The sequence below is a fragment of the Microcella sp. genome, assembly GCF_040286215.1.
GTDB lineage: Bacteria > Actinomycetota > Actinomycetes > Actinomycetales > Microbacteriaceae > Microcella.
In genome coordinates, this window is sequence record NZ_JAVKCK010000029.1 from 78619 (window position 1) to 97915 (window position 19297).

20 protein-coding genes are annotated in these 19297 nt (G+C 68.4%); 5 read left to right on the forward strand and 15 right to left on the reverse strand.

What is annotated here, in order from left to right:
- Positions 1-70 precede the first annotated feature (70 nt).
- Complete coding sequence (locus tag RJQ01_RS12445; protein WP_350477037.1) at positions 71-1201, reverse strand: AMP-binding protein; 1131 nt, start codon at positions 1199-1201, stop codon at positions 71-73.
- Positions 1202-1336: 135 nt separating this feature from the next.
- Positions 1337-2251 carry a 1,4-dihydroxy-2-naphthoyl-CoA synthase gene (locus RJQ01_RS12450; protein ID WP_350477038.1) on the reverse strand — a complete coding sequence of 305 codons (915 nt, stop codon included), beginning with the start codon at positions 2249-2251 and terminating at the stop codon, positions 1337-1339.
- A gap of 166 nt (positions 2252-2417) precedes the next feature.
- Between RJQ01_RS12450 and RJQ01_RS12455 the strand changes: the two genes are divergently transcribed.
- Positions 2418-3416 (forward strand): o-succinylbenzoate synthase, encoded by a 999-nt coding sequence (locus RJQ01_RS12455; protein ID WP_350477039.1) that lies wholly within the window; start codon positions 2418-2420, stop codon positions 3414-3416.
- 81 nt (positions 3417-3497) lie between these two features.
- The gene (locus tag RJQ01_RS12460; RefSeq protein ID WP_350477040.1) at positions 3498-4097 is read left to right on the forward strand and encodes a hypothetical protein; all 600 of its coding nucleotides are present in this window, start codon (positions 3498-3500) and stop codon (positions 4095-4097) included.
- 13 nt (positions 4098-4110) lie between these two features.
- Here RJQ01_RS12460 and ccsB read toward each other — a convergent pair whose 3' ends face one another.
- Positions 4111-5088 carry a c-type cytochrome biogenesis protein CcsB gene (gene ccsB, locus RJQ01_RS12465; RefSeq protein ID WP_350477041.1) on the reverse strand — a complete coding sequence of 326 codons (978 nt, stop codon included), beginning with the start codon at positions 5086-5088 and terminating at the stop codon, positions 4111-4113.
- A gap of 101 nt (positions 5089-5189) precedes the next feature.
- Here ccsB and RJQ01_RS12470 point away from each other — a divergent pair, with 101 nt between their 5' ends.
- Positions 5190-5924 carry a DsbA family protein gene (locus RJQ01_RS12470; RefSeq protein WP_350477042.1) on the forward strand — a complete coding sequence of 245 codons (735 nt, stop codon included), beginning with the start codon at positions 5190-5192 and terminating at the stop codon, positions 5922-5924.
- On the opposite strand, the gene resB is transcribed toward RJQ01_RS12470, so the two are convergent.
- From resB to RJQ01_RS12490, 4 genes are read right to left on the reverse strand one after another with little or no spacing between them, the layout of a single operon-like run.
- Positions 5917-7542: a cytochrome c biogenesis protein ResB gene (gene resB / locus RJQ01_RS12475; RefSeq protein ID WP_350477043.1), complete on the reverse strand. Its 1626-nt coding sequence runs from the start codon at positions 7540-7542 to the stop codon at positions 5917-5919. The genes RJQ01_RS12470 and resB overlap by 8 nt on opposite strands.
- Entirely contained in the window at positions 7520-8284 is a 765-nt protein-coding gene (locus RJQ01_RS12480) for a cytochrome c biogenesis CcdA family protein (protein ID WP_350477044.1), read from the reverse strand. Before RJQ01_RS12480 ends, resB begins: the two co-directional genes overlap by 23 nt.
- Before the next feature lie 5 nt (positions 8285-8289).
- Positions 8290-8916 carry a TlpA disulfide reductase family protein gene (locus RJQ01_RS12485; protein ID WP_350477045.1) on the reverse strand — a complete coding sequence of 209 codons (627 nt, stop codon included), beginning with the start codon at positions 8914-8916 and terminating at the stop codon, positions 8290-8292.
- A complete protein-coding gene (locus RJQ01_RS12490) occupies positions 8913-9545 on the reverse strand; it encodes a histidine phosphatase family protein (RefSeq protein ID WP_350477046.1) in 633 nt (210 codons plus the stop codon). The genes RJQ01_RS12485 and RJQ01_RS12490 overlap by 4 nt, the downstream gene beginning before the upstream one ends.
- A 41-nt stretch (positions 9546-9586) precedes the next feature.
- Here RJQ01_RS12490 and aspS point away from each other — a divergent pair, with 41 nt between their 5' ends.
- Complete coding sequence (aspS, locus tag RJQ01_RS12495) at positions 9587-10927, forward strand: aspartate--tRNA(Asn) ligase (protein ID WP_502885271.1); 1341 nt, start codon at positions 9587-9589, stop codon at positions 10925-10927.
- A 22-nt stretch (positions 10928-10949) separates the two neighbouring features.
- Here aspS and RJQ01_RS12500 read toward each other — a convergent pair whose 3' ends face one another.
- The 8 genes from RJQ01_RS12500 to RJQ01_RS12535 all read right to left on the reverse strand — a co-directional run bounded on the left by RJQ01_RS12500 (position 10950) and on the right by RJQ01_RS12535 (position 18094).
- Positions 10950-11279 carry a hypothetical protein gene (locus tag RJQ01_RS12500; protein WP_350477047.1) on the reverse strand — a complete coding sequence of 110 codons (330 nt, stop codon included), beginning with the start codon at positions 11277-11279 and terminating at the stop codon, positions 10950-10952.
- Between the two features lie 86 nt (positions 11280-11365).
- Complete coding sequence (locus RJQ01_RS12505; protein ID WP_350477048.1) at positions 11366-11851, reverse strand: glutathione peroxidase; 486 nt, start codon at positions 11849-11851, stop codon at positions 11366-11368.
- Positions 11852-11903: 52 nt separating this feature from the next.
- Positions 11904-12959, reverse strand: a complete 1056-nt coding sequence (locus tag RJQ01_RS12510; RefSeq protein ID WP_350477049.1) for a YihY/virulence factor BrkB family protein — start codon at positions 12957-12959, stop codon at positions 11904-11906.
- Between the two features lie 287 nt (positions 12960-13246).
- Entirely contained in the window at positions 13247-14008 is a 762-nt protein-coding gene (locus tag RJQ01_RS12515) for a carbohydrate ABC transporter permease (RefSeq protein WP_350477050.1), read from the reverse strand.
- Positions 14009-14135: 127 nt separating this feature from the next.
- Positions 14136-15101, reverse strand: a complete 966-nt coding sequence (locus tag RJQ01_RS12520; RefSeq protein ID WP_350477051.1) for a carbohydrate ABC transporter permease — start codon at positions 15099-15101, stop codon at positions 14136-14138.
- A 10-nt stretch (positions 15102-15111) separates the two neighbouring features.
- Positions 15112-16392 (reverse strand): ABC transporter substrate-binding protein, encoded by a 1281-nt coding sequence (locus RJQ01_RS12525; RefSeq protein ID WP_350477052.1) that lies wholly within the window; start codon positions 16390-16392, stop codon positions 15112-15114.
- Positions 16393-16539: 147 nt separating this feature from the next.
- Positions 16540-17190 (reverse strand): bifunctional 4-hydroxy-2-oxoglutarate aldolase/2-dehydro-3-deoxy-phosphogluconate aldolase, encoded by a 651-nt coding sequence (locus tag RJQ01_RS12530; RefSeq protein WP_350477053.1) that lies wholly within the window; start codon positions 17188-17190, stop codon positions 16540-16542.
- Entirely contained in the window at positions 17183-18094 is a 912-nt protein-coding gene (locus RJQ01_RS12535) for a sugar kinase (RefSeq protein WP_350477054.1), read from the reverse strand. The genes RJQ01_RS12530 and RJQ01_RS12535 overlap by 8 nt, the downstream gene beginning before the upstream one ends.
- A 167-nt stretch (positions 18095-18261) precedes the next feature.
- Between RJQ01_RS12535 and RJQ01_RS12540 the strand changes: the two genes are divergently transcribed.
- Positions 18262-19278 (forward strand): LacI family DNA-binding transcriptional regulator, encoded by a 1017-nt coding sequence (locus RJQ01_RS12540; RefSeq protein ID WP_350477055.1) that lies wholly within the window; start codon positions 18262-18264, stop codon positions 19276-19278.
- The last annotated feature ends 19 nt before the right edge of the window (positions 19279-19297 follow it).

Below are 19297 nucleotides of genomic sequence, written 5' to 3' on the forward strand. Positions count from 1 at the left end.
TCGGCGGGTCGCCTGCCTCGCGCGCGCCGCCGTGCGGCCGCGCCGCGCACGGTGAGCCCGCCGCTCGGGCTCAGTCGACGAGGCGCGCGATCGTGAGCCGGTCGGGCTTGCCGCTCGGGAGCGTCGGCAGAGCATCCAGCACGCGGATGCGATCGGGGCGCGCCTCGGGCCCCAGCGCGGCGCCGACCGCGCGCCGCACCGCCCCAAGATCCGCCGAGCGGGTCGTGACGACGACCGGCACCTCGCCCCACTCCGGGTCGTGGCCCGGCACGACGACCGCGTCGGCGAGACCCTCCAGCTCGCGCACGACGCGCTCCACCTCCCCCAGACGCACCTTCAGCCCGCCCGAGACGATCGTGTCGTCGAGGCGCCCGAGCACCCGCAGCACTCCGTCATCGCTCAGCTCACCAGCGTCATCGGTGCGATACCAGCGGTCGCCGTCATCCTCGATGAAACAGCTCTCCGTGCGTGCCGGATCACCCAGGTAGTATTCGGCGATCGTCGGGCCGCCGAGCTCCACCCGGCCGTCCACAACCCGCACCTGCGTCTGCCCGATAGCACGGCCGTCATACACGCAACCGCCACTCGTCTCGCTCGACCCGTAGGTGCGCGTGATGCGCCAGCCGAGCGCCGTCGCCCGCTCGATGAGCGGCGCGGGAGTCGCCTGGCCGCCGACGAGGATGCGCGAGAAACCGGCGAGGGCGTCGCGCAGGGGCGCATCCGTCTCGGCGTCGTCGACCAGCCTCGACAGCTGGGCTGGCACGAGCGCGGTGAAGCGCGCCGGCTGCGACATCTGCTCGATCGCCGCCAGCACGCGCGCGGCGCTCATGCGCCCCGGCGGCACCGGAACCGGCTCGACGTCGGCGGCGAGCGACCGCGCGAGCACGGTGATGCCGGCGATGTACTGCACGGGCAGGGCGAGCAGCCATTGGCCGGGACCGCCGAGCGCGCTCTGGGTCGCGGCCGCGCTCGCCAGCACGGCATCGGCGCTCAGCGCCACCCGCTTCGGGCGGCCCGTCGTGCCGCTCGTCTCGACGACGACGGCGATGCGCTGCTCGACCTCGAGCGGAGCCGTGTGCACGGGGTTCACTCCCCCGCCGCGGAACAGCACCGCCGGCCCGTCGCCGCTGAGCGCCTCGCGCAGGGCGGCCCGGCACTGCAGCGGGTCAGCGGTATCGACGACGGCGAGCGGACGAGTCACGCGCCCACGCTACCCCGCGCGCCCGAGCCGCGCGCCCCGCCCCCATTGTGTGCCAGATCTGACGCACAAGGGCGCTCTCGGCATCGGTGAGCGCCCCTTCGTGTCAGATCTGGCACCAAGGGGCTGCGGGGCGCGCTAGTACTGCCAGGGGTAGGGGCTCCAGTCGGGGGCGCGCTTCTCGAGGAAGGCGTCGCGGCCCTCGACCGCCTCGTCGGTGCCGTAGGCGAGCCGGGTCGCCTCGCCGGCGAAGAGCTGCTGGCCGGGCATCCCGTCGTCGGTGAGATTCATCGCGTACTTCAGCATGCGGATCGCGGTGGGGCTCTTCGTGAGGATCGTCTCTGCCCACTCGAGCGCCGTCCGCTCGAGCGACGCGTGCGGCACGACCGCGTTGACGGTGCCCATCTCGTAGGCGCGCTGCGCGTCGTACTCGCGGGCGAGGAAGAAGATCTCCCGCGCGATCTTCTGCCCGACCTGCTTCGCGAGGTAGGCGCTGCCGTAGCCGGCGTCGAACGACCCGACGTCGGCGTCGGTCTGCTTGAAGCGGGCGTGCTCGCGGCTCGCGATCGTCAGGTCGCACACGACGTGCAGCGAGTGCCCGCCGCCGGCCGCCCACCCGGGAACGACCGCGATGACGACCTTCGGCAGAAAGCGGATCAGCCGCTGCACCTCGAGGATGTGCAGCCGTGACGCCTTGCCCGCATCGACCGTGTCGGCAGTTTCCCCCTCGGCGTACTGGTACCCGCCGCGCCCGCGGATGCGCTGGTCGCCGCCCGAGCAGAACGCCCACCCGCCGTCCTTCACGCTCGGCCCGTTGCCGGTGAGCAGCACGACCCCGACTCTCGGGTTCTGCCGCGCGTCGTCGAGGGCACGGTACAGCTCATCGACCGTGTGCGGACGGAAGGCGTTGCGCACCTCGGGCCGGTCGAACGCGATGCGGGCGATGCGGCCCGACGTGTCGAGGTGGTACGTGACGTCGGTGAGGTCGCCGAAGCCGGGCGCGACCGTCCAGCGGGCGGCGTCGAACAGTTCGGAGACGTGCGGCTCGGCCATGCCGCGAGCCTACCCGCGCGCCTCCCCGCACCGTGGTGTTGCCCGTTCAGGAAGGAACGCCCGTACCGTCGCCTGTGCGGTCGTGACACGCCGATTCCGCGCCGACTCGAGCCGCTCTTCCTGATAGAGCAACGGGTGGGGCGCGGGTGGGTGCCACACTGGGGCGATGGATGCTCTGCCCACGCTCGACGACGTGCTGGGCCGCGCCCACGTGGTGAGCGTGCCGCTCACGACGCGGTTCCGCGGCGTGCAGCACCGCGAGGCCGTGCTGCTGCACGGCCCGGCCGGCTGGAGCGAGTTCGCGCCCTTCGTCGAGTACGGCGACGCGGAGGCGAGCACCTGGCTCGCCGCGGCCCTCGACTACGGGTGGCGGGAGTCGAGCGCCCCGGCGCTGCGGTCGAGCATCCCCGTCAATGCAACGCTGCCCGCCGTGCCGCTCGAGAGCATCGCGAGCGTGCTGAGCCGCTTCGGCGACTGCCGCACCGTGAAGATCAAGGTCGCGGAGCCGGGCGAGAGCCGCGCCGACGACATCGCCCGCGTGCGGGAGACACGGCGGCTGATCGGCGCGGCCGGGCGCATCCGCCTCGACGCGAACGGCGCCTGGAACGTCGACGAAGCCGAGCACGCGGTGCGCGAGCTCGAGCAGTTCGACCTCGAGTACGTCGAGCAGCCGTGCGCGACCGTGCCCGAGCTGGCCGAACTGCGCCGGCGCATTCGCCGCATCGACGTGCTCGTGGCCGCCGACGAGAGTGTGCGCAAGGCCGCCGACCCGCTCGCCGTGGCCCGCGCCGACGCGGCTGACCTGCTCGTCATCAAGGCCGCCCCACTCGGCGGCGTCGACCGTGCGCTGCGCATCGTCGCGGAGGCGGGGCTGCCCGCCGTCGTCTCGAGCGCGCTCGACACGAGCGTCGGCCTCGCGATGGGGGCGGCCCTCGCCGCGCGACTGCCGAGTCTCGACTTCGACTGCGGTCTCGGCACGGGCGCGCTGCTCGCCGACGACGTCGCCGACCCCCGGGTCGTGCCCGTGGACGGCGCGATCGGCGTGGGTCGGGCATCCCTGGACGAGGATGCTCTGGCTCGCCTTGCCGCGCCCTCCGACCGTGCCGCCTGGTGGCGCGAGCGCCTCGCGCGTTGCCACGCCGTGCTCGCGGCCGCGCCGCGCTAGGCAGAAACTCCCTCCCCCACCTGCGCGCATGTCTCGCTACGCTCGAGGCACGAGTTCGATCCGCACCTCGAGAGGTTCACCATGCGCCGTGCAGTAACCGCCGTCACGATCGCCGGAGTGCTTGTGCTTGCCGGATGCGGCGCGCCGGCGGGCGACGCCGACACCGAGCCGGAGGATGCCGCGGTCGAGGAGCCGACCGCTCCGGAGGAGGAGCCGATCGACCCGACCGACCCGGCGTGCCTCGTCGGCGACTGGCAGATCGCCGAGGATCAGATGCAGTCGTTCTACGACGCTCTCGCGGTGGGCATCGACGGCATCGAGTTCGCGGTCGACGGGTCGGTGGGCCTGTCGTTCACGGCGGACGAGTACCGCTACACCTCCGACTTCGTCCTCGATCTCACGGTCGAAGGTGGCACCACGGGCGAGGGTGTGGCGACGGGCGGCCTCGGCGGCACCTACACAGCGGAGGACGGCGTCATCACGACGACTCTCGTCGACAACGACCTCTCCGTGATCGTCACAGTCATGGGGCAGACGATCGACGGCTCCGACCTCGCTGGCGGGTTGCTGCTCTCCGATCCGATCAACGATGCGCCGTTCGACTGCTCGAGCGGCGCCCCGGTGCTGCAGTTCGAGACCGGCTCGGGCCGCACGCCCGTCGCGTTGACGCCCGCGAGCTGAGCGGCGTCCGCGCCTACAGCCCCGAGTAGGAGTGCAGCCCGGTGAAGTAGAGGTTCACGATCGTGTAGTTGAAGATCACCGAGCCGAAGCCGACGATCGCGAGCCACGCGGAGCGGTTGCCGCGCCAGCCGCGTGTTGCGCGGGCGTGGATGTAGCCGGCGAAGAGGGTCCAGATGATGAAGGTCCAGACCTCTTTGGTGTCCCAGCCCCAGTAGCGGCCCCAGGCCCGCTCGGCCCAGATGGCGCCGGCGATCAGGGTGAACGTCCAGAAGACGAAGCCGATGACGGTGACGCGGTAGGCGAGCGATTCGAGGACGGATGCCGCGGGCAGGGTGTCGAGGAACCGCAGCCCCGCACTCTGCCGGGCTTCGCGCCGTGCGCGCAGCAGCTGCATGATCGAGAGGCCGGCGCCGATGGCGAAGAACGCGGTGGCGAGCACGGCGACGAGCACGTGGATGACGAGCCATGCCGACTGCAGGGCCGGCGGCAACGGCACGACGTCGACGTAGAAGTTGACGGTCACGATGCCGAGAGCCAGGAGGGAGAAGCCCGTGATGTAGGCGCCGAGGAAGCGGAGATCCTTCCACAGTTGCACGAAGAGGAAGGTGCCCATGCCGACGGCGGTCGCCGTGAGCCCGAACTCGAACATGTTGGCCCACGGCACGCGCTCGGCGGCGATGCCGCGCGTGAGCACAGCGGCCATGTGCAGGGCGAAGCCGAGGATGGCGAGCGCGAACGCGGCGCGCTGATACCGGGTGCCGCCGGGGGTCTGCGGCGCAGCATCCGCGCGGTCGAGGACGGCGGTGGTACCTGCCCGGCCCGCCGACGACAGGACGGTCGCCGCGGTCGCGGAGGCACGCGCCTGCGTGACCGGCTCGGCACGACCGGCGGAGCGCTTGGCGAGGTCGAGGGTGAAGAGGATGAAGGCGACGGTGTAGACGCCCATGGCCGAGTAGACGGCGACGAGAGAGTAGGCGACGAGATTCTCCATGAGGTCTTCATCGTACGGCGCGCTCCTGAGAGGACGGTCGAGTGGAAGGGGAGGGACCTCCGACTCTGGTGTTCTCATGAACTCGTCCTAGGCTGGGCACCATGGCACGCCCCACTCGACCCGTCTCCCCTGCCCGTCGCCCGAAGGCTCAGAAGAAGCCGATGTCGCCGCGCGCCGCCCAGCTGCTCGCGATCGTGGTGGCTCTCGGCTTCGTGGCGATCATCGCGGCGATTGTCGTCTCGAGCATGAATCGCCCCGAGGCGTCGGATGCTCTGCCGGAGGTGCCCGCGGGTGAAGCTGGCGAGCTTCTGCGTGACGACCCCCACCTTCTGTCGGAGGCGACGCCGGAGACGGCGGAGGTCGTGCTCGTGGAGTTCCTCGACTTCCAGTGCCCCGGGTGCGCGTCAGCCAGCCCCTTCGTGCAGCAGCTCGCCGCCGACTACGGCGACCGGCTCTCCGTGGTGGTGCGGCACCTGCCGCTCACCGAGATCCACCCGCACGCTGTCGACGCGGCTCTCGCCTCGGAGGCCGCGGCGGCGCAAGGACAGTTCGTCGCGATGTACGAGCGACTGTTCGAGACCCAGCAGGAGTGGGCTCGGTCGGCGGGCGACCAGTCGGGCACGTTCCGCGGCTTCGCTGAGGAACTCGGGCTCGATCTCGGCGAGTACGACCGGGTCGTGAGCGATGCGGCGACGCTCGAGCGCATCGCTCTGGATCGCGCCGACGCGTTCGCGCTCGGGGCGGGCGGAACGCCGAGCTTCTTCCTCGACGGCGAGTTCCTGCAGCTGAGCTCCTTCGAGGAGCTGCGCACGATCGTGGAGGCTCGCCTCAACTAGCGGCCGGCCCGCGGCTCGCGTGGGCATCGGCGAACTCGGCGACGGCCCGCTCAAGGTTGGGGTCCTCGCCGCGGGCGAGGCCTGCGTACTGCACGCGCACGCCCTCGCCCTCGGCGCTGGCGCTGGCGACGACCCAGAGCCGGCGGCGCGGCACGAAGAGGCTCGTGAGCAGGCCTGCGAGCACCAGGATCGACGAGATCAGCACCCCCTCCTGAGTGGGGTCGTGGTGCACGTCCAGGCTCACAAAGCGCGGCAGGCTGGTGAACTCGACGCTGCCGAGCCCGTTCGGCAGGTCCGCCGACTGGCCGAGGCCGAGCACGATCGAGTCGTCGCCCGTGTCACCGCCGGTGATCTGCGTGAGGTCGTCGGTGTCGAGCGCGAAGGCGTTGCGGGGCACACCCTCGTCGAGCCCGAGGTCGCCGACGAAGGCGTTGAGAGTCAGCACGGGTTGGTCTGGTTCGGGGAAGACCGAGGTGAGGGCCCCGCTCGCGAGGGTCACCGCGGAGGGGTAGAAGAAGCCGATCATGCCGAGCTGCTCCTCGAGCCCGTCCGGCACCTTCACCACGCCGAGACTGGTGAGGTTCGAGTCGGTGGGCAGGAACGGCACGGGCTGGCTGAAGACGGCGGTGCCGGAGGCGTCGAGCACGGTGATCCACGGCGCGAAGCCGTTCCCCAGCAGGTATGCGGTGGTGCCGCCGATGTCGATGGGCTCGTTGACCTTGATCTGCCGCGGCGCCGCCTCGCCGCGCTCGACGACGGTGACGGCGGCCGTGAAGTCGAGCGGCTGCACGGCCCCCGTCGTCGTGTCGAGCCCGTACTCGGCGTCGAACGCGTCGAGGCGCACCGAGAACGGGTCGAGCCGCGCCTCGTCGAAGAAGCGGCCAGGGTTGAAGGAGTCGTAGCTCGTGAGCTGGTTGGTGAACGCCTGGTCCTCGATGATGACCTTCTGGCCGTTGTAGCCGAAGCCTCCCGCGAAGCCCACGGTCGCGAGAACGCCGACGAGGGCCGCGTGGAAGACGAGGTTGCCGGTCTCGCGCAGATAGCCCCGCTCGGCCGACAGTGACGGGGCGCCGTGCGGATCGGTGTAGCGCTCGACCCGGTAGCGCTGACGCCGCAGGAGAGTCTGCGCCGACTCGAGCGCGGTCTCGACGGTGCCCTGAGCATCCACCCGCTCGGTGTAGCCGACCAGGCGGTCCAGTCGCGCGGGCGTCGCCGGCGGCCGGGAGCGGAGGGCGCGCCAGTGGTGGCGGGTGCGCGGAATGATGCAGCCGATGAGAGACACGAACAGCAGCAGGTAGATGGCCGAGAACCACACCGAGGTGTAGGTGTCGAAGACCTGCAGCGTGTCGAGCACGGCGAAGGCCTCGGGGTTGTCGCGCTCGTACTGCACGACGCCGTTGGGGTCGGCGGAGCGCTGCGGCACGAGCGAGCCGGGAATCGCGGCGACGGCGAGCAGCAGCAGCAGCACGAGCGCCGTGCGCATACTCGTGAGCTGGCGCCAGGCGTACCGCACCCAGCCGCGCACGCCGAGCGCAGGTTGCGCGATGCCCGCGGCTGCAGGCGCACTGTCGTCGTGGCCTGCGTTGTCGTGATGGTCAGAGGGGCGTGACGGTTCCACCGATCACCGCCCCGAGGCTCGAGACGAACTGCTGCCACAGCCCGGTCACCATGGCGAGGCCGATGACGATGAGCAGGCTGCCGCCGACGATATTGATCGCGCGGATGTTCCGCTTGAGCCATGCGGTCGCCCCCGCGACCCAGCGGAAGCCGAGAGCGACGAGAAGGAACGGGATGCCCAGCCCGAGGCAGTAGACGAACCCGATGAGGGCCGCACGACCGACCCCGCCCTCGGTGAGGGCGAGCGAGTAGACGGCTGCGAGGGTCGGGCCGAGGCACGGCGCCCAGCCGAGGCCGAACACAATGCCGAGCAGCGGTGCCCCGCCGAGCCCGGTCGCGACCTGCCAGCGCGGCTGCACCGAGCGCTGCAGGAACGACACCTGGCCGATGAAGACGAAGCCGAGGGCGATGACGAGCATGCCGGCGAGCCGGGTGATGAGGTCGAGCTGCGTCTGCAGCACGAGGCCGGCCGTCGCGAAGAGCAGAGAGAAGCCGACGAACACGATCGTGAAGCCGAGCACGAACAGGGCAGCCCCGAGCACGACGCGGCCGCGGTCGCCCCGCAGCTGATCGGGCCGCGTGAAGCCCGTGACGTAGGCGAGGTAGCCGGGGACGAGCGGGAGGATGCACGGCGAGACGAAGGCGATGAGCCCAGCGAGCAGCGCGATCGGCAGGGCCGCGAGCAGTGAGCCGCTGAAGACGAGTTCGCCGACGGACTGGACGGCGAGGAGCGAGGCGACCACGCTGCTCAGCTCGACTCGGCGAGCGTGTCGGTGATCATGGCGCGCAAGGTCGAGGGCTCGGTGAGGAGCCCTGAGATGCGCGCGGCGACGCGGCCCTGCCGGTCGAGCACGAGGGTCGTCGGCACGGCGTTGGGCGCGACCTGCCCGGCGAAGGCGAGCCGGGTCGAGCCGTCGTTCGCGTCGAGGATCGACGGGTAGGTGACGCCGAACTCCTCCGCGAAGGCGAGCGCCGTGGGGGCCTGGTCGTAGATGTTGACGCCGAGGAACTCGACGCCCTCGGGGGCGAACTGCTGCCAGATCGCTTCGAGGTCGGCCGCCTCGGCACGGCACGGCGGGCAGCCCGCGTACCAGAAGTTGACGACGAGAACCTCGCCGCGGTAGTCGTCGCTCGAGACGGTCTCGCCTGACTCCACCTGCCCCTCGAAGGTCACGGGCTCGCCGCGCTCCTCCTCGGCGATGACCGTGTAGGCGCCGTCGCCGGAGATGTAGCCCTGACCGGTGCCCGAGCGGTACTGCTCGGCGAGCGGATCGCTGGCGGTGCAGCCGGTGAGAGCGAGCGCGCCGGCCACGATCAGGGCGAGTGCCGTGCGACGTGCGGGCACGGCACGTGCAGCGGCAGGGCGGGCGGTCACACGGCTCCTAGATCGGTGGCGTTCGCCAGCAATTCTGCTCCGGGTTCCTGATAGCCGATCTCAGTGAACGCGCCCTCCTGCCAGGCGAAGGAGGTGATGCTCGACAGCGAGCAGCGCCGCTTGCGCGGGTCGTGCGCGAGCGGCTGCCCGGCGGTGGCGCGGTGCACCATCCAGATCGGCAGCTGGTGGCTGACCATGACGACCTCGCCCGAGTCGGTGCGCTCGCAGGCATCGGTCATGGCCGCGAGCATCCGCGTCGCGATGGAGGCGAACGGCTCGCCCCAGCTGGGCGTGCGGGGATTGCGCAGCAGGTGCCAGTGACGCGGGTCGGCGAGCGTGCGCCGATTCATGCGCTTGCCCTCGAAGCGGTTGCTCGGCTCGATGAGGCGCTCCTCGGTGTGGATGTCGAGGCCGAACGCCTCCGCCCACGGCGCCGCCGACTCCTGCACGCGCTGCAGCGGGGAGGCGTACAGCGCGGTGACGGGATGCCCGGCCAGGGCTCCCACGGCCGCTTCCGCCATGCGCTGCCCGAGGTCGCTGAGCCGAAAGCCCGGCAGCCGCCCGTACAGCACGCGCGTAGGGTTGTGCACTTCGCCGTGCCGCACGAGGTGGAGGACGTCGGCCGGCATGGAGTCCAGTCTAGGGAGGGCCGCCGGTAGACTCGTGCCTCGTGACTCGCACCGTGGTATCCCAGCTCAGCCCGCTCCCCGACGGCCCCGTGACGGTGGCCGGATGGGTCGAGACGGTTCGCGACCAGAAGAAGGTGCAGTTCGTCATCCTGCGCGATGAGACCGGGGCCGCGCAGCTGGTTAACCCTGCCACGAGGGATCTCGAGGAGGGCGCGAGCGCCGAGCGGCAGGCCGCCGCCGCCCTGACTGATCAGCTGGGTGCGCTCGCCCACGGCACGATGATCCGCGTGACGGGCGAGCTCAAGCACGACGAGCGCGTGAAGCTCGGCGGGCTCGAGGTCAAGGTCGGCACGCTCGAGGTTGTGAGCGAGGCGATCGCCGAGACCCCGATCGCGGAGGATTCGAGCCTCGACAAGCGCCTCGACTGGCGGTTCCTCGACCTGCGACGCCCCGAAGCGAATCTGCTCTTCCGTGTGCAGACCACGTTCGAGCACGCGCTGCGCAGCTACTGGGTGGAGCGCGACTACGTCGAGCTCCACACGCCGAAGCTCATGGCGAGCGCCTCGGAGTCGCGCGCCGAGCTCTTCGAGCTGGAGTACTTCGAGACGAAGGCGTACCTCGCTCAGAGCCCGCAGTTCTTCAAGCAGATGGCGCAGCCTGCGGGCTTCGGCAAGGTCTTCGAGATCGCCCCGGCCTTCCGCGCCGACCCCTCGTTCACCTCGCGCCACGCGACCGAGTTCACGTCCATCGACGCCGAGATCAGCTGGATCGACTCGCACGAAGACGTCATGGCGATGCATGAGCAGGCGCTGGTCGCGGCCTTCACCGCCGTCGTCGAGAAGCACGGCGCCGCGATCGAGGCTGCCTTCGATGTGGCGCTGAGCGTGCCCTCGCTGCCGTTCCCGCGCATCCCGCTCGCGGAGGCGCGCCAGATCGTCGCCGATGGCGGCTATGAGATCCCCCGCACCGACGGCGACCTCGACCCGGAGGGCGAGCGCCGCTTGTCGGCCTGGGTCAAGGCCAACCACGGCCACGACTTCGTGTTCGTCACCGACTACGCGACCGGAATCCGGCCGTTCTACCACATGCGCCGCGAGGGCGACGGGTCGATCACGAACAGCTACGACCTGCTCTACAACGGCACCGAGATCTCCACGGGCGCGCAGCGCGAGCACCGCGTCGACGTGCTCACGGCGCAGGCGAAAGAGAAGGGCATCGACCCGGAGGAGCTCGAGTTCTACCTCGACTTCTTCCGGTACGGCGTGCCCCCGCACGGCGGTTTCGGCATGGGTCTCGCGCGGGTGCTCATGCTCATGCTGGGTCTCGGCTCGATCCGCGAGACGACGTACCTCTTTCGCGGCCCGACGCGCCTGCTGCCTTAGCCGAGTCAAATCGCGGCGGCGCTCAGACCGTGAAGTCGGGGCGGATGCTCCAGCCCGTGTGGTCCTCGAGCGTCGCCATGAGGGTGAGCGCCTGCAACCGCGCGTGGTCGTCGCTCACCCTCGAGTACACGTCGATCGCGAGGGGCGGCGGCTCACCGAACTTCGGAATCTCGATCTCGACCCACGCACCCTCGGCCAGTTCGACGTAGGGGCGCGTCGTGCGCTGCTGCCGCACGGGAGAGTCGACGGCGAGGGCGACGATGGCGAGAGCATCCAGCTTCGTGACGGCGCTGCGCACGACGATCGTGGCGCAGTACTCGGCGATGTCTCGGTCGCGTGTTCCTCGCATCACCTATCCAACGCTAGAACCGCTTGCTGGGAGGCGACCGCGCACGAGGGTCGAGGCGGCCGTGAGCCTCGTGGCGCTGGGCTCGTGGCTCAGCGCGGCAGGTTCGCCTCGATGAGTTCGACGATCACGCGCGCGTCCGGCTTCACCGTCGGGCGGAAGCGGTGCACCTCGCCGCTCGGCAGCACGAGGAACTTCTCGAAGTTCCACATGATCGGACCGGCCGTTCCCGAGTGGTCGGGTGTCTCGACGAGCTGAGCGTAGAGCGGGTGCCGCTTCCTGCCGTTGACCTTCGCCTTCTCCGTCATCGGGAAGGTGACGCCCCACGTGGTGCTGCAGTACTCGGCGATCTTCTCCTCGCTCGAAAGCTCCTGTAGGAACTGGTTCGAGGGCACTCCCAGCACGGTGAAGCCGCGGTCGCCGTAGCGCTTCTGCAGCTCTTCGAGCTGCTCGTACTGTGGCGCGAGTCCGCACCGCGAGGCGACGTTGACGACGAGCACGACGTGGTCGGCGAACTCGGCGAAGGTCGTCTCGCGGCCGTCGAGCATCGTGAGCGGAGCATCGGTGAGCGCAGTCATGATGCGACGATAACCACGCAGGCTGGGCAGTTGCGGTGCGCGAGGCACCGCATCAGCGCTCGTCGAACGGCGTCGCCTCCGAGCGCAGACGCCGAGCTTCGTCGACCTGCTGGCGCGCAGCCTGCGCCCGCTTCTCGATCATCGTGTCGTCGCGCGGCGGCAACTGGATGACCTTCTCCGCGGGAAGGCCCGCCTGCAGCTCTCGCGCCCGCTCCAGCTCGGCATCGACCTCGGCACCGAACAGGAGGGCCATGTTGGCGAGCCACAACCACAGCAGGAAGACGACGACCCCTCCGAGAGCACCGTACGTCGCCGAGTAGTTCGCCACGGTGGAGACGTAGAACCCGAAACCGAGCGACACGATCACGAGCGCCACGATCGCGATCGCCGCACCCGGGCTCAGCCAGCGGAACCTCGGCTGGCGTGCATTCGGCGTCGCGTAGTACAGCAGGGCGATCACGATGACGAGCAGCACGGCCAGCACGGGCCAGCGCGCGATGCTCCACGCCGTCCGCGCGGCCTGCTCGACGCCGAGCGCATCGCCGATCGCGTCAGCGAGCGGGCCGGAGACCACCAGCCCCACGACCATCACGACCACGACCACGAGGCCGACGAGCGTGATGAGCACCTGCAGCGGCTTGAGTTTCCAGAACGGCCGTCCCTCCTCGATCGCGTAGATGCGGTTCATGGCGCGGCTGAAGGCCGACACGTATCCGGAGGCGGTCCAGACGGCGAGCACCAGGCCGACGACGAGGGCCAGACCCGCGCCCGGCGAGGTGGCGAGCTGCTCGATCGGACCGCGCAGCGTCTCCACCACCGGCTGCGGCGAGACCCGTTCCAGGATGCGGAGCACCGCATCCGCCGATTGGGTGCCCTGGCCGACGAAGCCAAGAATCGAGAACACGGCGATGAGGGCGGGAAAGACGGCGAGCACGGAGAAGAAGGTGAGGGCCGCCGCGATGTCGAAGCTCTGATGCGCGATGAACTCGCGGCCTGCTCGCCGCAGGGCGTGCAGCGCGACACGCGGGCGGATGTCGGTCGGCGAGGAGGGCTTGCGCTCATCCCCGGGCTCTGGCGCGTCATCGCGACTGTCGGGATGCTCGTGCATCGTCTCGGCTCCGAATCTGTCGGGGTGATCGGTGTCGTCCAGTCAGCCACGCTCGAACTGTTCGCGCCAGCATCTCGCCGCAGTACTCAGGTCACATTCGGGTTCGGCGCGCGGGGGACGCACGGCAACGAACCCTCTCGCCCACGGCAGTGAGGCGGTGGTCTTCTCGACACCAAAGGCGGGCCACCCCCGAGCTCGAAGCATCGAGGGTGGCCCGCTGGCGAAGCGCCCCGGAGGTCTCCAGGCTGAACGGCCCGTGGCGGCGATGCGCCAACGGCCCTGAGACCCTACTTGGTACCCGTGAAGGCGATGCCCTGAATGAACGACTTCTGAAGGATCAAGAACGCGATGATCATGGGAAGTTGCGCCATCACCGCGCCGGCCATCATGAGTGGGAAGTCGGTCAGCGTATCGCCAGACAGAGTCGAGAGCCCGGCTGACAGGTTGAGCTTGTCCGCATCGGAGTTGACCAGCAGGGGCCAGAGCAGCTCGTTCCACGAGAACAGAGCGGTAAAGATGATCAGCGCCGAGATTCCCGGGCGCGCCAACGGCAACATGATGGAGAACCAGATCCGCAGGTGGCTCGCCCCGTCGATCTTCGCGGCTTCCACGAGAGAGCTCGGCATGCTCAAGAAGAATTGACGCATCAGGAACACACCGAAGGCGCTCACGATGCCCGGTGCGATGAGCCCAGGCACGGTGTTGAGCCACCCGAAGACCTTCAGAATCTCCGTCTGCGGCAAGAGGTACAGCTCTCGCGGCACCATCATGATCGCCAACAGCGCGATGAACAGGAGGTTCTTGAAGGGAAACCGAAGCACGGCGAAGGCGTACCCCGCGAGGGAGCACAGCAGAACCTGGAAGAAGGAGCGCACGACGACAGACACGACGGAATTGTTGAGCATGTCGAAGAACGGAATCGCCGTCAGTGCCCTCCCATAGTTCTCGAATTGCCATTCCGCCGGCCAGATCACGATGGGCACTCGAATTGCTTCGTCCAGTGTCTTGAACGATGTCAGCACCTGCCACGCGAACGGGAACAGCATCATCACTGCACCGAGCCCGAGGACGACGTACGTCCACCCCAGGTGTGACGCCGGGGGAATCCTCCACTTTTTCGGTGCTCCACCATTGACAGACGCGAGGTATCTCTCTTCCGCGGCCACCATCCTCTGATCAAGAGCCATAGTGCACCCACCTCTTCTGCAGACGGAATTGGATCGCGGTGACGATCATGGTGAGGATGAGCAGGATCGTGACGATGGCTGCGGCGTAGCCACGATCAAGCAGAACGACTCCCTGTTCGTAGAAGTAGTAGACGATGGTCTGAGAGTCGTCGATTGCCGGGCTGTTGCGTCCGATCATGATGAAGACCAGATCGAAGATCTGCAATGAACTGATCACGGTGAGAACGCTGACCATGAAGACCGTGGGGCTGATGATCGGCACCGTGACGGAGAAGAACTGCCTGATCGGTCCGGCCCCATCGAGGACCGCGGCCTCGATCACGTCTCTCGGGACGGCCTGCAGGCCGGCCAGCATCAGGACGACGTTGAATCCGAGGGTTGACCACACGGCGACGAATCCGATAGCGAAAATGACCGCGACTGGATCGCTGAGCCACTGAACACTCGAGAGTCCGATGGTGTTCAGGATGGAGTTGATGATGCCGTAGTCATCATTGAAGAGCAGCCGCCAGATCATTCCGATAGCGACGGGCATCACGACGACGGGGAGAAAATAGATGACGCGAAAGAGGCTCTTGAATCGGAGCCCTGGGCGGTTGAGTAGTCCCGCGATGATGAGTGCCAACGGAATGCCGAGTAGCCCGATGAGAGCGTACAGACCGGTATTGCGAATGGCCATCCACATCTGAGGGTCCTGGACAAGCCGAATGTACTGGTCGAGTCCCGTCCACGTCTCCCCGCCGAACACTCCGGTCTCTGTGAACGACAGATAGGTGTTCCTGATGATCGGGTAGAACATGAACAGGCTGACCGTCGCGAAGAGCGGCAGAATGAAGAGGAAGCCCGTCACCGCCTCACGTCGTCGCGCTGTGTGAGTGCGACCAGGGGAGTTCGGGGCCACGTCCCCCCGCTCCGCGACGGAGCGGGGGGACGTGGCGAGTGCGAGTTGTGACACGAAGAACCTTCTAGCGGTTGGGGCGTTCTTCGGCGAGCGCTGCGTTCATGCGCTCGGCGATCCGATTGGTTGCCTCTTCGACATCTGCCAACTCGTCCATGACGGGAGTCAGCTCCTCCTGAACGATCTGGAACCAGGCTTCCGAGTTGAGCGACCGCCAGAAGGGGAAGGCGTTCTCCCCCGCCTCGAGGGCCGGGGAGAGATCGATGAACTCGCTATAGAAGTCGACCATGAACTGATCGGACTCCGGGTACGGGGTGAATCCCGCACCCGTCTGGGCGTACTGGTCGGCGACCTCGCGGGTTCCCAGGAACTCCACGAGCAGGCGGGCTGCCTCAACGTTGTCACCGTTGGCCGCGACCACATTGCCGACCGAGATGGTGCTCGCCATGTTGCCTTCCGGGCCATTGGGCAGGGTGATGACGCCCATGCTGCCGGACTGGAAGAGCTCCGACTCGAAGAGCACGGGCGCCAGCCCGTCTCGCTGCGGGAGCATGCCGAGCTTGCCAGACGTGAACAAGGCGTTCGGGTTGGTCTGCGCAAGCTGCGCCTGGGTCGGCGATGAGCCGTCCGCGGCGATCTGCTGCCAGAACTCGATCGCCTCCTGCGTCTCCGGCAGATCGAAACCGCTCGTGGTCTCGTCCTCCGAGATCATCGTGCCGCCCGCCTGAGCGATGAAGCTCGCGAACGAACGGTCGCCCGCCCGGGACAGGACGATGGGCACTCCGTAGACGTCATTGGCTTCGTCCGTCAGCGCGCTCGCGTACGAGCGGAAGTCATCCCATGTCCAGTCGGCGGTCGGGTACTCCAAGCCAGCCGCATCGAACAGGTCCTTGTTGTACCAGATGATCTGAGTGTCGCGAACGATCGCGTTGCCGTATCGCTCACCGTTCCAGGCCCACTGATCCGCGTAGACGCTGTCGTCGTCGTTGCCCTCGATGGTAGCCAGCTGGCCGCCGGAAGCGTACAGCGGCAGCTCCTGCGGAGTGAGCTGGAACACGTCAGGCAGAGTGCCGTTGATGGCGTCGTTCTGGAGCTTGGGGAAGTACTGGAAGAATCCGGTCTGCTGGATCCGGACGGTGATGTTGGGGTTCTCCTCGGTGAAGTCGGCGAACACCTGCTCGAAGAACGGCACGTCGGTGGGCTGCCACAGAGCGAAGGTAAGCTCCACTGGCTCGTCCGGCGAGGATCCGCCGGTCGATTCTGCCGCGCAACCCGCGAGCCCCACGAGGCTGAAGGCCGCGATTCCCGCGACGGCGACTCGCGAGAGTCGCTTGGATTTCCAAGACATCATTGGTTGGAACCTCTCTGTGTAGTAGAACGATCTACCGAATCGTAGTGGATCGATCTACGAAATTCTAGTAGAACGATCTACTCCACGCTAACACAACTGCGCGGCGCCTCGAAGGTCGGGTCGATCCGGGTCGCGTCTCACCGCTCACCCCTCGTCGAGTGCACCCGTAGGCCCTCCCCGCAGACCCTGAAGCAACGCGAGCTGACGCGGATCGTCGAGAGCGCCGCCTACGCCGACGACCGAGCACCCAGCCCGCAGGAAGACGTCAGCGTTGTCACCGTTCATTCCCCCGGTCGCCACGAGTCGAAGATCCGGAAACGGCCCGCGCATGGCTGAGACCCACGCCGGACCCAACACCGAAACGGGAAAGGCTTTCAGCCATCGCAGGCCGAGTGCGCGCGCGGCCAATATCTCGCTCGCAGTGCTGACTCCGGGCAGGAAGGGCAATCCCATGCGCCAGGCGTCCCGCACGAGCCCCGGGTCGAGGCCCGGTGAGACGAAGTACGCGGCACCCATTCGCGCGGCCGTCTCCATCTGATCGTGCTCCACGATCGTGCCAGCCCCGACTGCAGCGCCCCGCTCGGCGCCCGCACTGAGCGCCGCGGCGAGCGAGGGGAGGGCATCCTGCGATTCGATCGGAATCTCGACGTTCTCGAACCCGGAATCCCACGCGAGCTGAGCGAGCCGTACGGTAGTGGCCGGGTCCAGGCCCCGAAGCACGGCCATGACCGGCGAGAGCCCGAGTGCCGAGTCGAACCACGCGTTGGCGGCTTCCGCGCTGTGTGCGTCAGTCACGATCGTCTCCTCGTCGGGGCCGAACATCGTGGAGAGACCCGAGGTTCCAGGCCGCGAGACGGTGGCCCGCCCGGAGGCGCTCTGCTGCCGTCGCTCCGGAGCGATCGGCGCCCAAGTAGCCGGCAGCGAAAGCATCCCCCGCACCCACCGGCTCGACGACGTCCACACGCAGTGCCGGCTCCCGGGTGACCAGCGCCCGTCGTCCGTCCGATCGATCGAACTCGACTGCCTCGACCGCGCCATCCTTCACGACCAGGCGGTGCGCGCCGGGTAGCAGCGCAGCGACATCTTCCGCGCTCCGGCAGCCCCACAGGGTCTCGGCCTCGTCCAAGCCCACGAAGACCGTGCTCGCCCTGTTGGCATAGTGGCGGAGACGTTCGGCGGCGGGGTCCAAGCCCCACAGCGCGGCTCGATAGTTCACGTCGAACGACACGGTGAGGCCCGCGTCAAGGATGGCGTCCAGCAGCCGCGAGCACGACTCGGAGACGGCGGCCAGCACCCCGCTCGTATGCACCCGCGACCCAGGAGGCAGCGCCCAGGCGCTGAGGTCGTCGGGATTCATGAACGAGGCTGCCGATCCTCGTCGGTAGTAGTAGACCTGCGTCGCGCCACCGGCAACCCTGTCCTTGAGATAGAGACCGCTGGGCCGCGCAACGTCTCGCAAGACGAAAGAGGTGTCGACACCGCACTGAGCGAGGAAGGCGACGATGCGGTCGCCGACCGGGTCTGCGCCGAGCCTGCTGAGCCATGCCGCCCGATGGCCGTCGAGCGCAAGATGCGCCGCCACGTTGGACTCCGCTCCGCCCACGCTCACAGAGAATGCTTCGGCACTGGCGAGCGGCGAGCCGTCACTCGTCGAGACCACGGCCATCGACTCGCCCACGCAATACAGAGGTTCAGTCATGGCATCCGCGTCCGCATGCCCCCGTCGAGCGTGCGCACGATTCCGCCAGGGATCGACATGTTGCTATCGCGATACACGATCCGTAGGCTATCTTGTGCAAGATCGATCCAACAAACCGTGCGAGCTACCCAGCGGGACTTCGCCGGTCGACGACAGAGTGCGGAGCCATGGCGAAAGCAACCCTGAACGATGTCAGTGCGCTAGCTGGCGTCTCACGTTCGACTGCGTCGCTCGTCCTCCGCGGGAGTACGCGCATACCGGCGCAGACTCATGAGCGTGTACGTCAAGCAATGGCGGAACTCGGCTACGTCTACAACCGCCAGGCGGCGAACATGCGAGCCAGCGCGTCGATGACCGTAGGACTCATCGCCACGGATATTCGCAACCCTTACTTCGCAGAGCTCACGATGGCGATCGCCGATTCCCTGCACGACTCGGCCTACACCCTCTTCACCGTCTACACCCGTGACGACCTCGACCGGCAAGGAGAACTCGTCAAGGCGATGATCGAGCGTCAGGTCGACGGCATCCTGATGCTGCCCTCTATCGGGTCAACTGCGCCGGCAATCCGCGACATGCTGGGCACGTCGACGCCGCTCGTGCAGATCGCGCGGCATTTCTCGAACGAGTTCGACTACGCCGGCCCCGACAACACGGCTGCGGCCGCGGTGCTCGCGGAGCACCTCGCATCGGTGGGCCGGGGCCGCGCCGTTCTCGTGGGTGGTCCGCACCCCTCATCCGCGCGCGGAGAGCGTCTGGCCGGGCTGACGGCGGGCTTCTCAGGCGCAGGGATCGAGTTCGACGCCGACGAGTCCGTCCCCACGGAGAACAACCCCGACGGCGGTGCGCGCGGGCTCGCCGAACTGCTCGACCGAGGAATGCTGCCCGACATCGTCATTGCCTACAGTGACGCCGTCGCGCTCGGCATCTACTCCGAGCTTCGTCGCAGGAACCTTGAGCCAGGTCGCGACATGGCCGTCGCCAGCTTCGACGATGTGCCCTTCGCCGGCCTCCAGATGCCCCAGCTCACCTCCGTCGCCACGCACCCCGTGGAGGTCGGCCGGGTTGGAGCGCAGTTGCTCATCGAACGCATCCAAGATCCGGGGCGCGAAATTCAGCACATGCTGGTCGCGCCAGCGCTGCGAGCACGTGCCTCTACCGTTCTCTGGCGCCCGCGGTCCTGACGGCGCCGACCGTGACGAC

What these genes read in the sequence shown, in the direction of transcription:
- RJQ01_RS12450 (WP_350477038.1), bottom strand. Translation starts at nt 2,251, where the DNA reads ATGGCCGAGCCGCACGTCTCCGAACTGTTCGACGCCGCCCGCTGGACG.
- RJQ01_RS12455 (WP_350477039.1), top strand. Translation starts at nt 2,418, where the DNA reads ATGGATGCTCTGCCCACGCTCGACGACGTGCTGGGCCGCGCCCACGTG.
- RJQ01_RS12460 (WP_350477040.1), top strand. Translation starts at nt 3,498, where the DNA reads ATGCGCCGTGCAGTAACCGCCGTCACGATCGCCGGAGTGCTTGTGCTT.
- ccsB (WP_350477041.1), bottom strand. Translation starts at nt 5,088, where the DNA reads ATGGAGAATCTCGTCGCCTACTCTCTCGTCGCCGTCTACTCGGCCATG.
- RJQ01_RS12470 (WP_350477042.1), top strand. Translation starts at nt 5,190, where the DNA reads ATGGCACGCCCCACTCGACCCGTCTCCCCTGCCCGTCGCCCGAAGGCT.
- RJQ01_RS12490 (WP_350477046.1), bottom strand. Translation starts at nt 9,545, where the DNA reads ATGCCGGCCGACGTCCTCCACCTCGTGCGGCACGGCGAAGTGCACAAC.
- RJQ01_RS12505 (WP_350477048.1), bottom strand. Translation starts at nt 11,851, where the DNA reads ATGACTGCGCTCACCGATGCTCCGCTCACGATGCTCGACGGCCGCGAG.
- RJQ01_RS12510 (WP_350477049.1), bottom strand. Translation starts at nt 12,959, where the DNA reads ATGCACGAGCATCCCGACAGTCGCGATGACGCGCCAGAGCCCGGGGAT.
- RJQ01_RS12515 (WP_350477050.1), bottom strand. Translation starts at nt 14,008, where the DNA reads ATGATGCTGTTCCCGTTCGCGTGGCAGGTGCTGACATCGTTCAAGACA.
- RJQ01_RS12525 (WP_350477052.1), bottom strand. Translation starts at nt 16,392, where the DNA reads ATGTCTTGGAAATCCAAGCGACTCTCGCGAGTCGCCGTCGCGGGAATC.
- RJQ01_RS12535 (WP_350477054.1), bottom strand. Translation starts at nt 18,094, where the DNA reads ATGACTGAACCTCTGTATTGCGTGGGCGAGTCGATGGCCGTGGTCTCG.
- RJQ01_RS12540 (WP_350477055.1), top strand. Translation starts at nt 18,262, where the DNA reads ATGGCGAAAGCAACCCTGAACGATGTCAGTGCGCTAGCTGGCGTCTCA.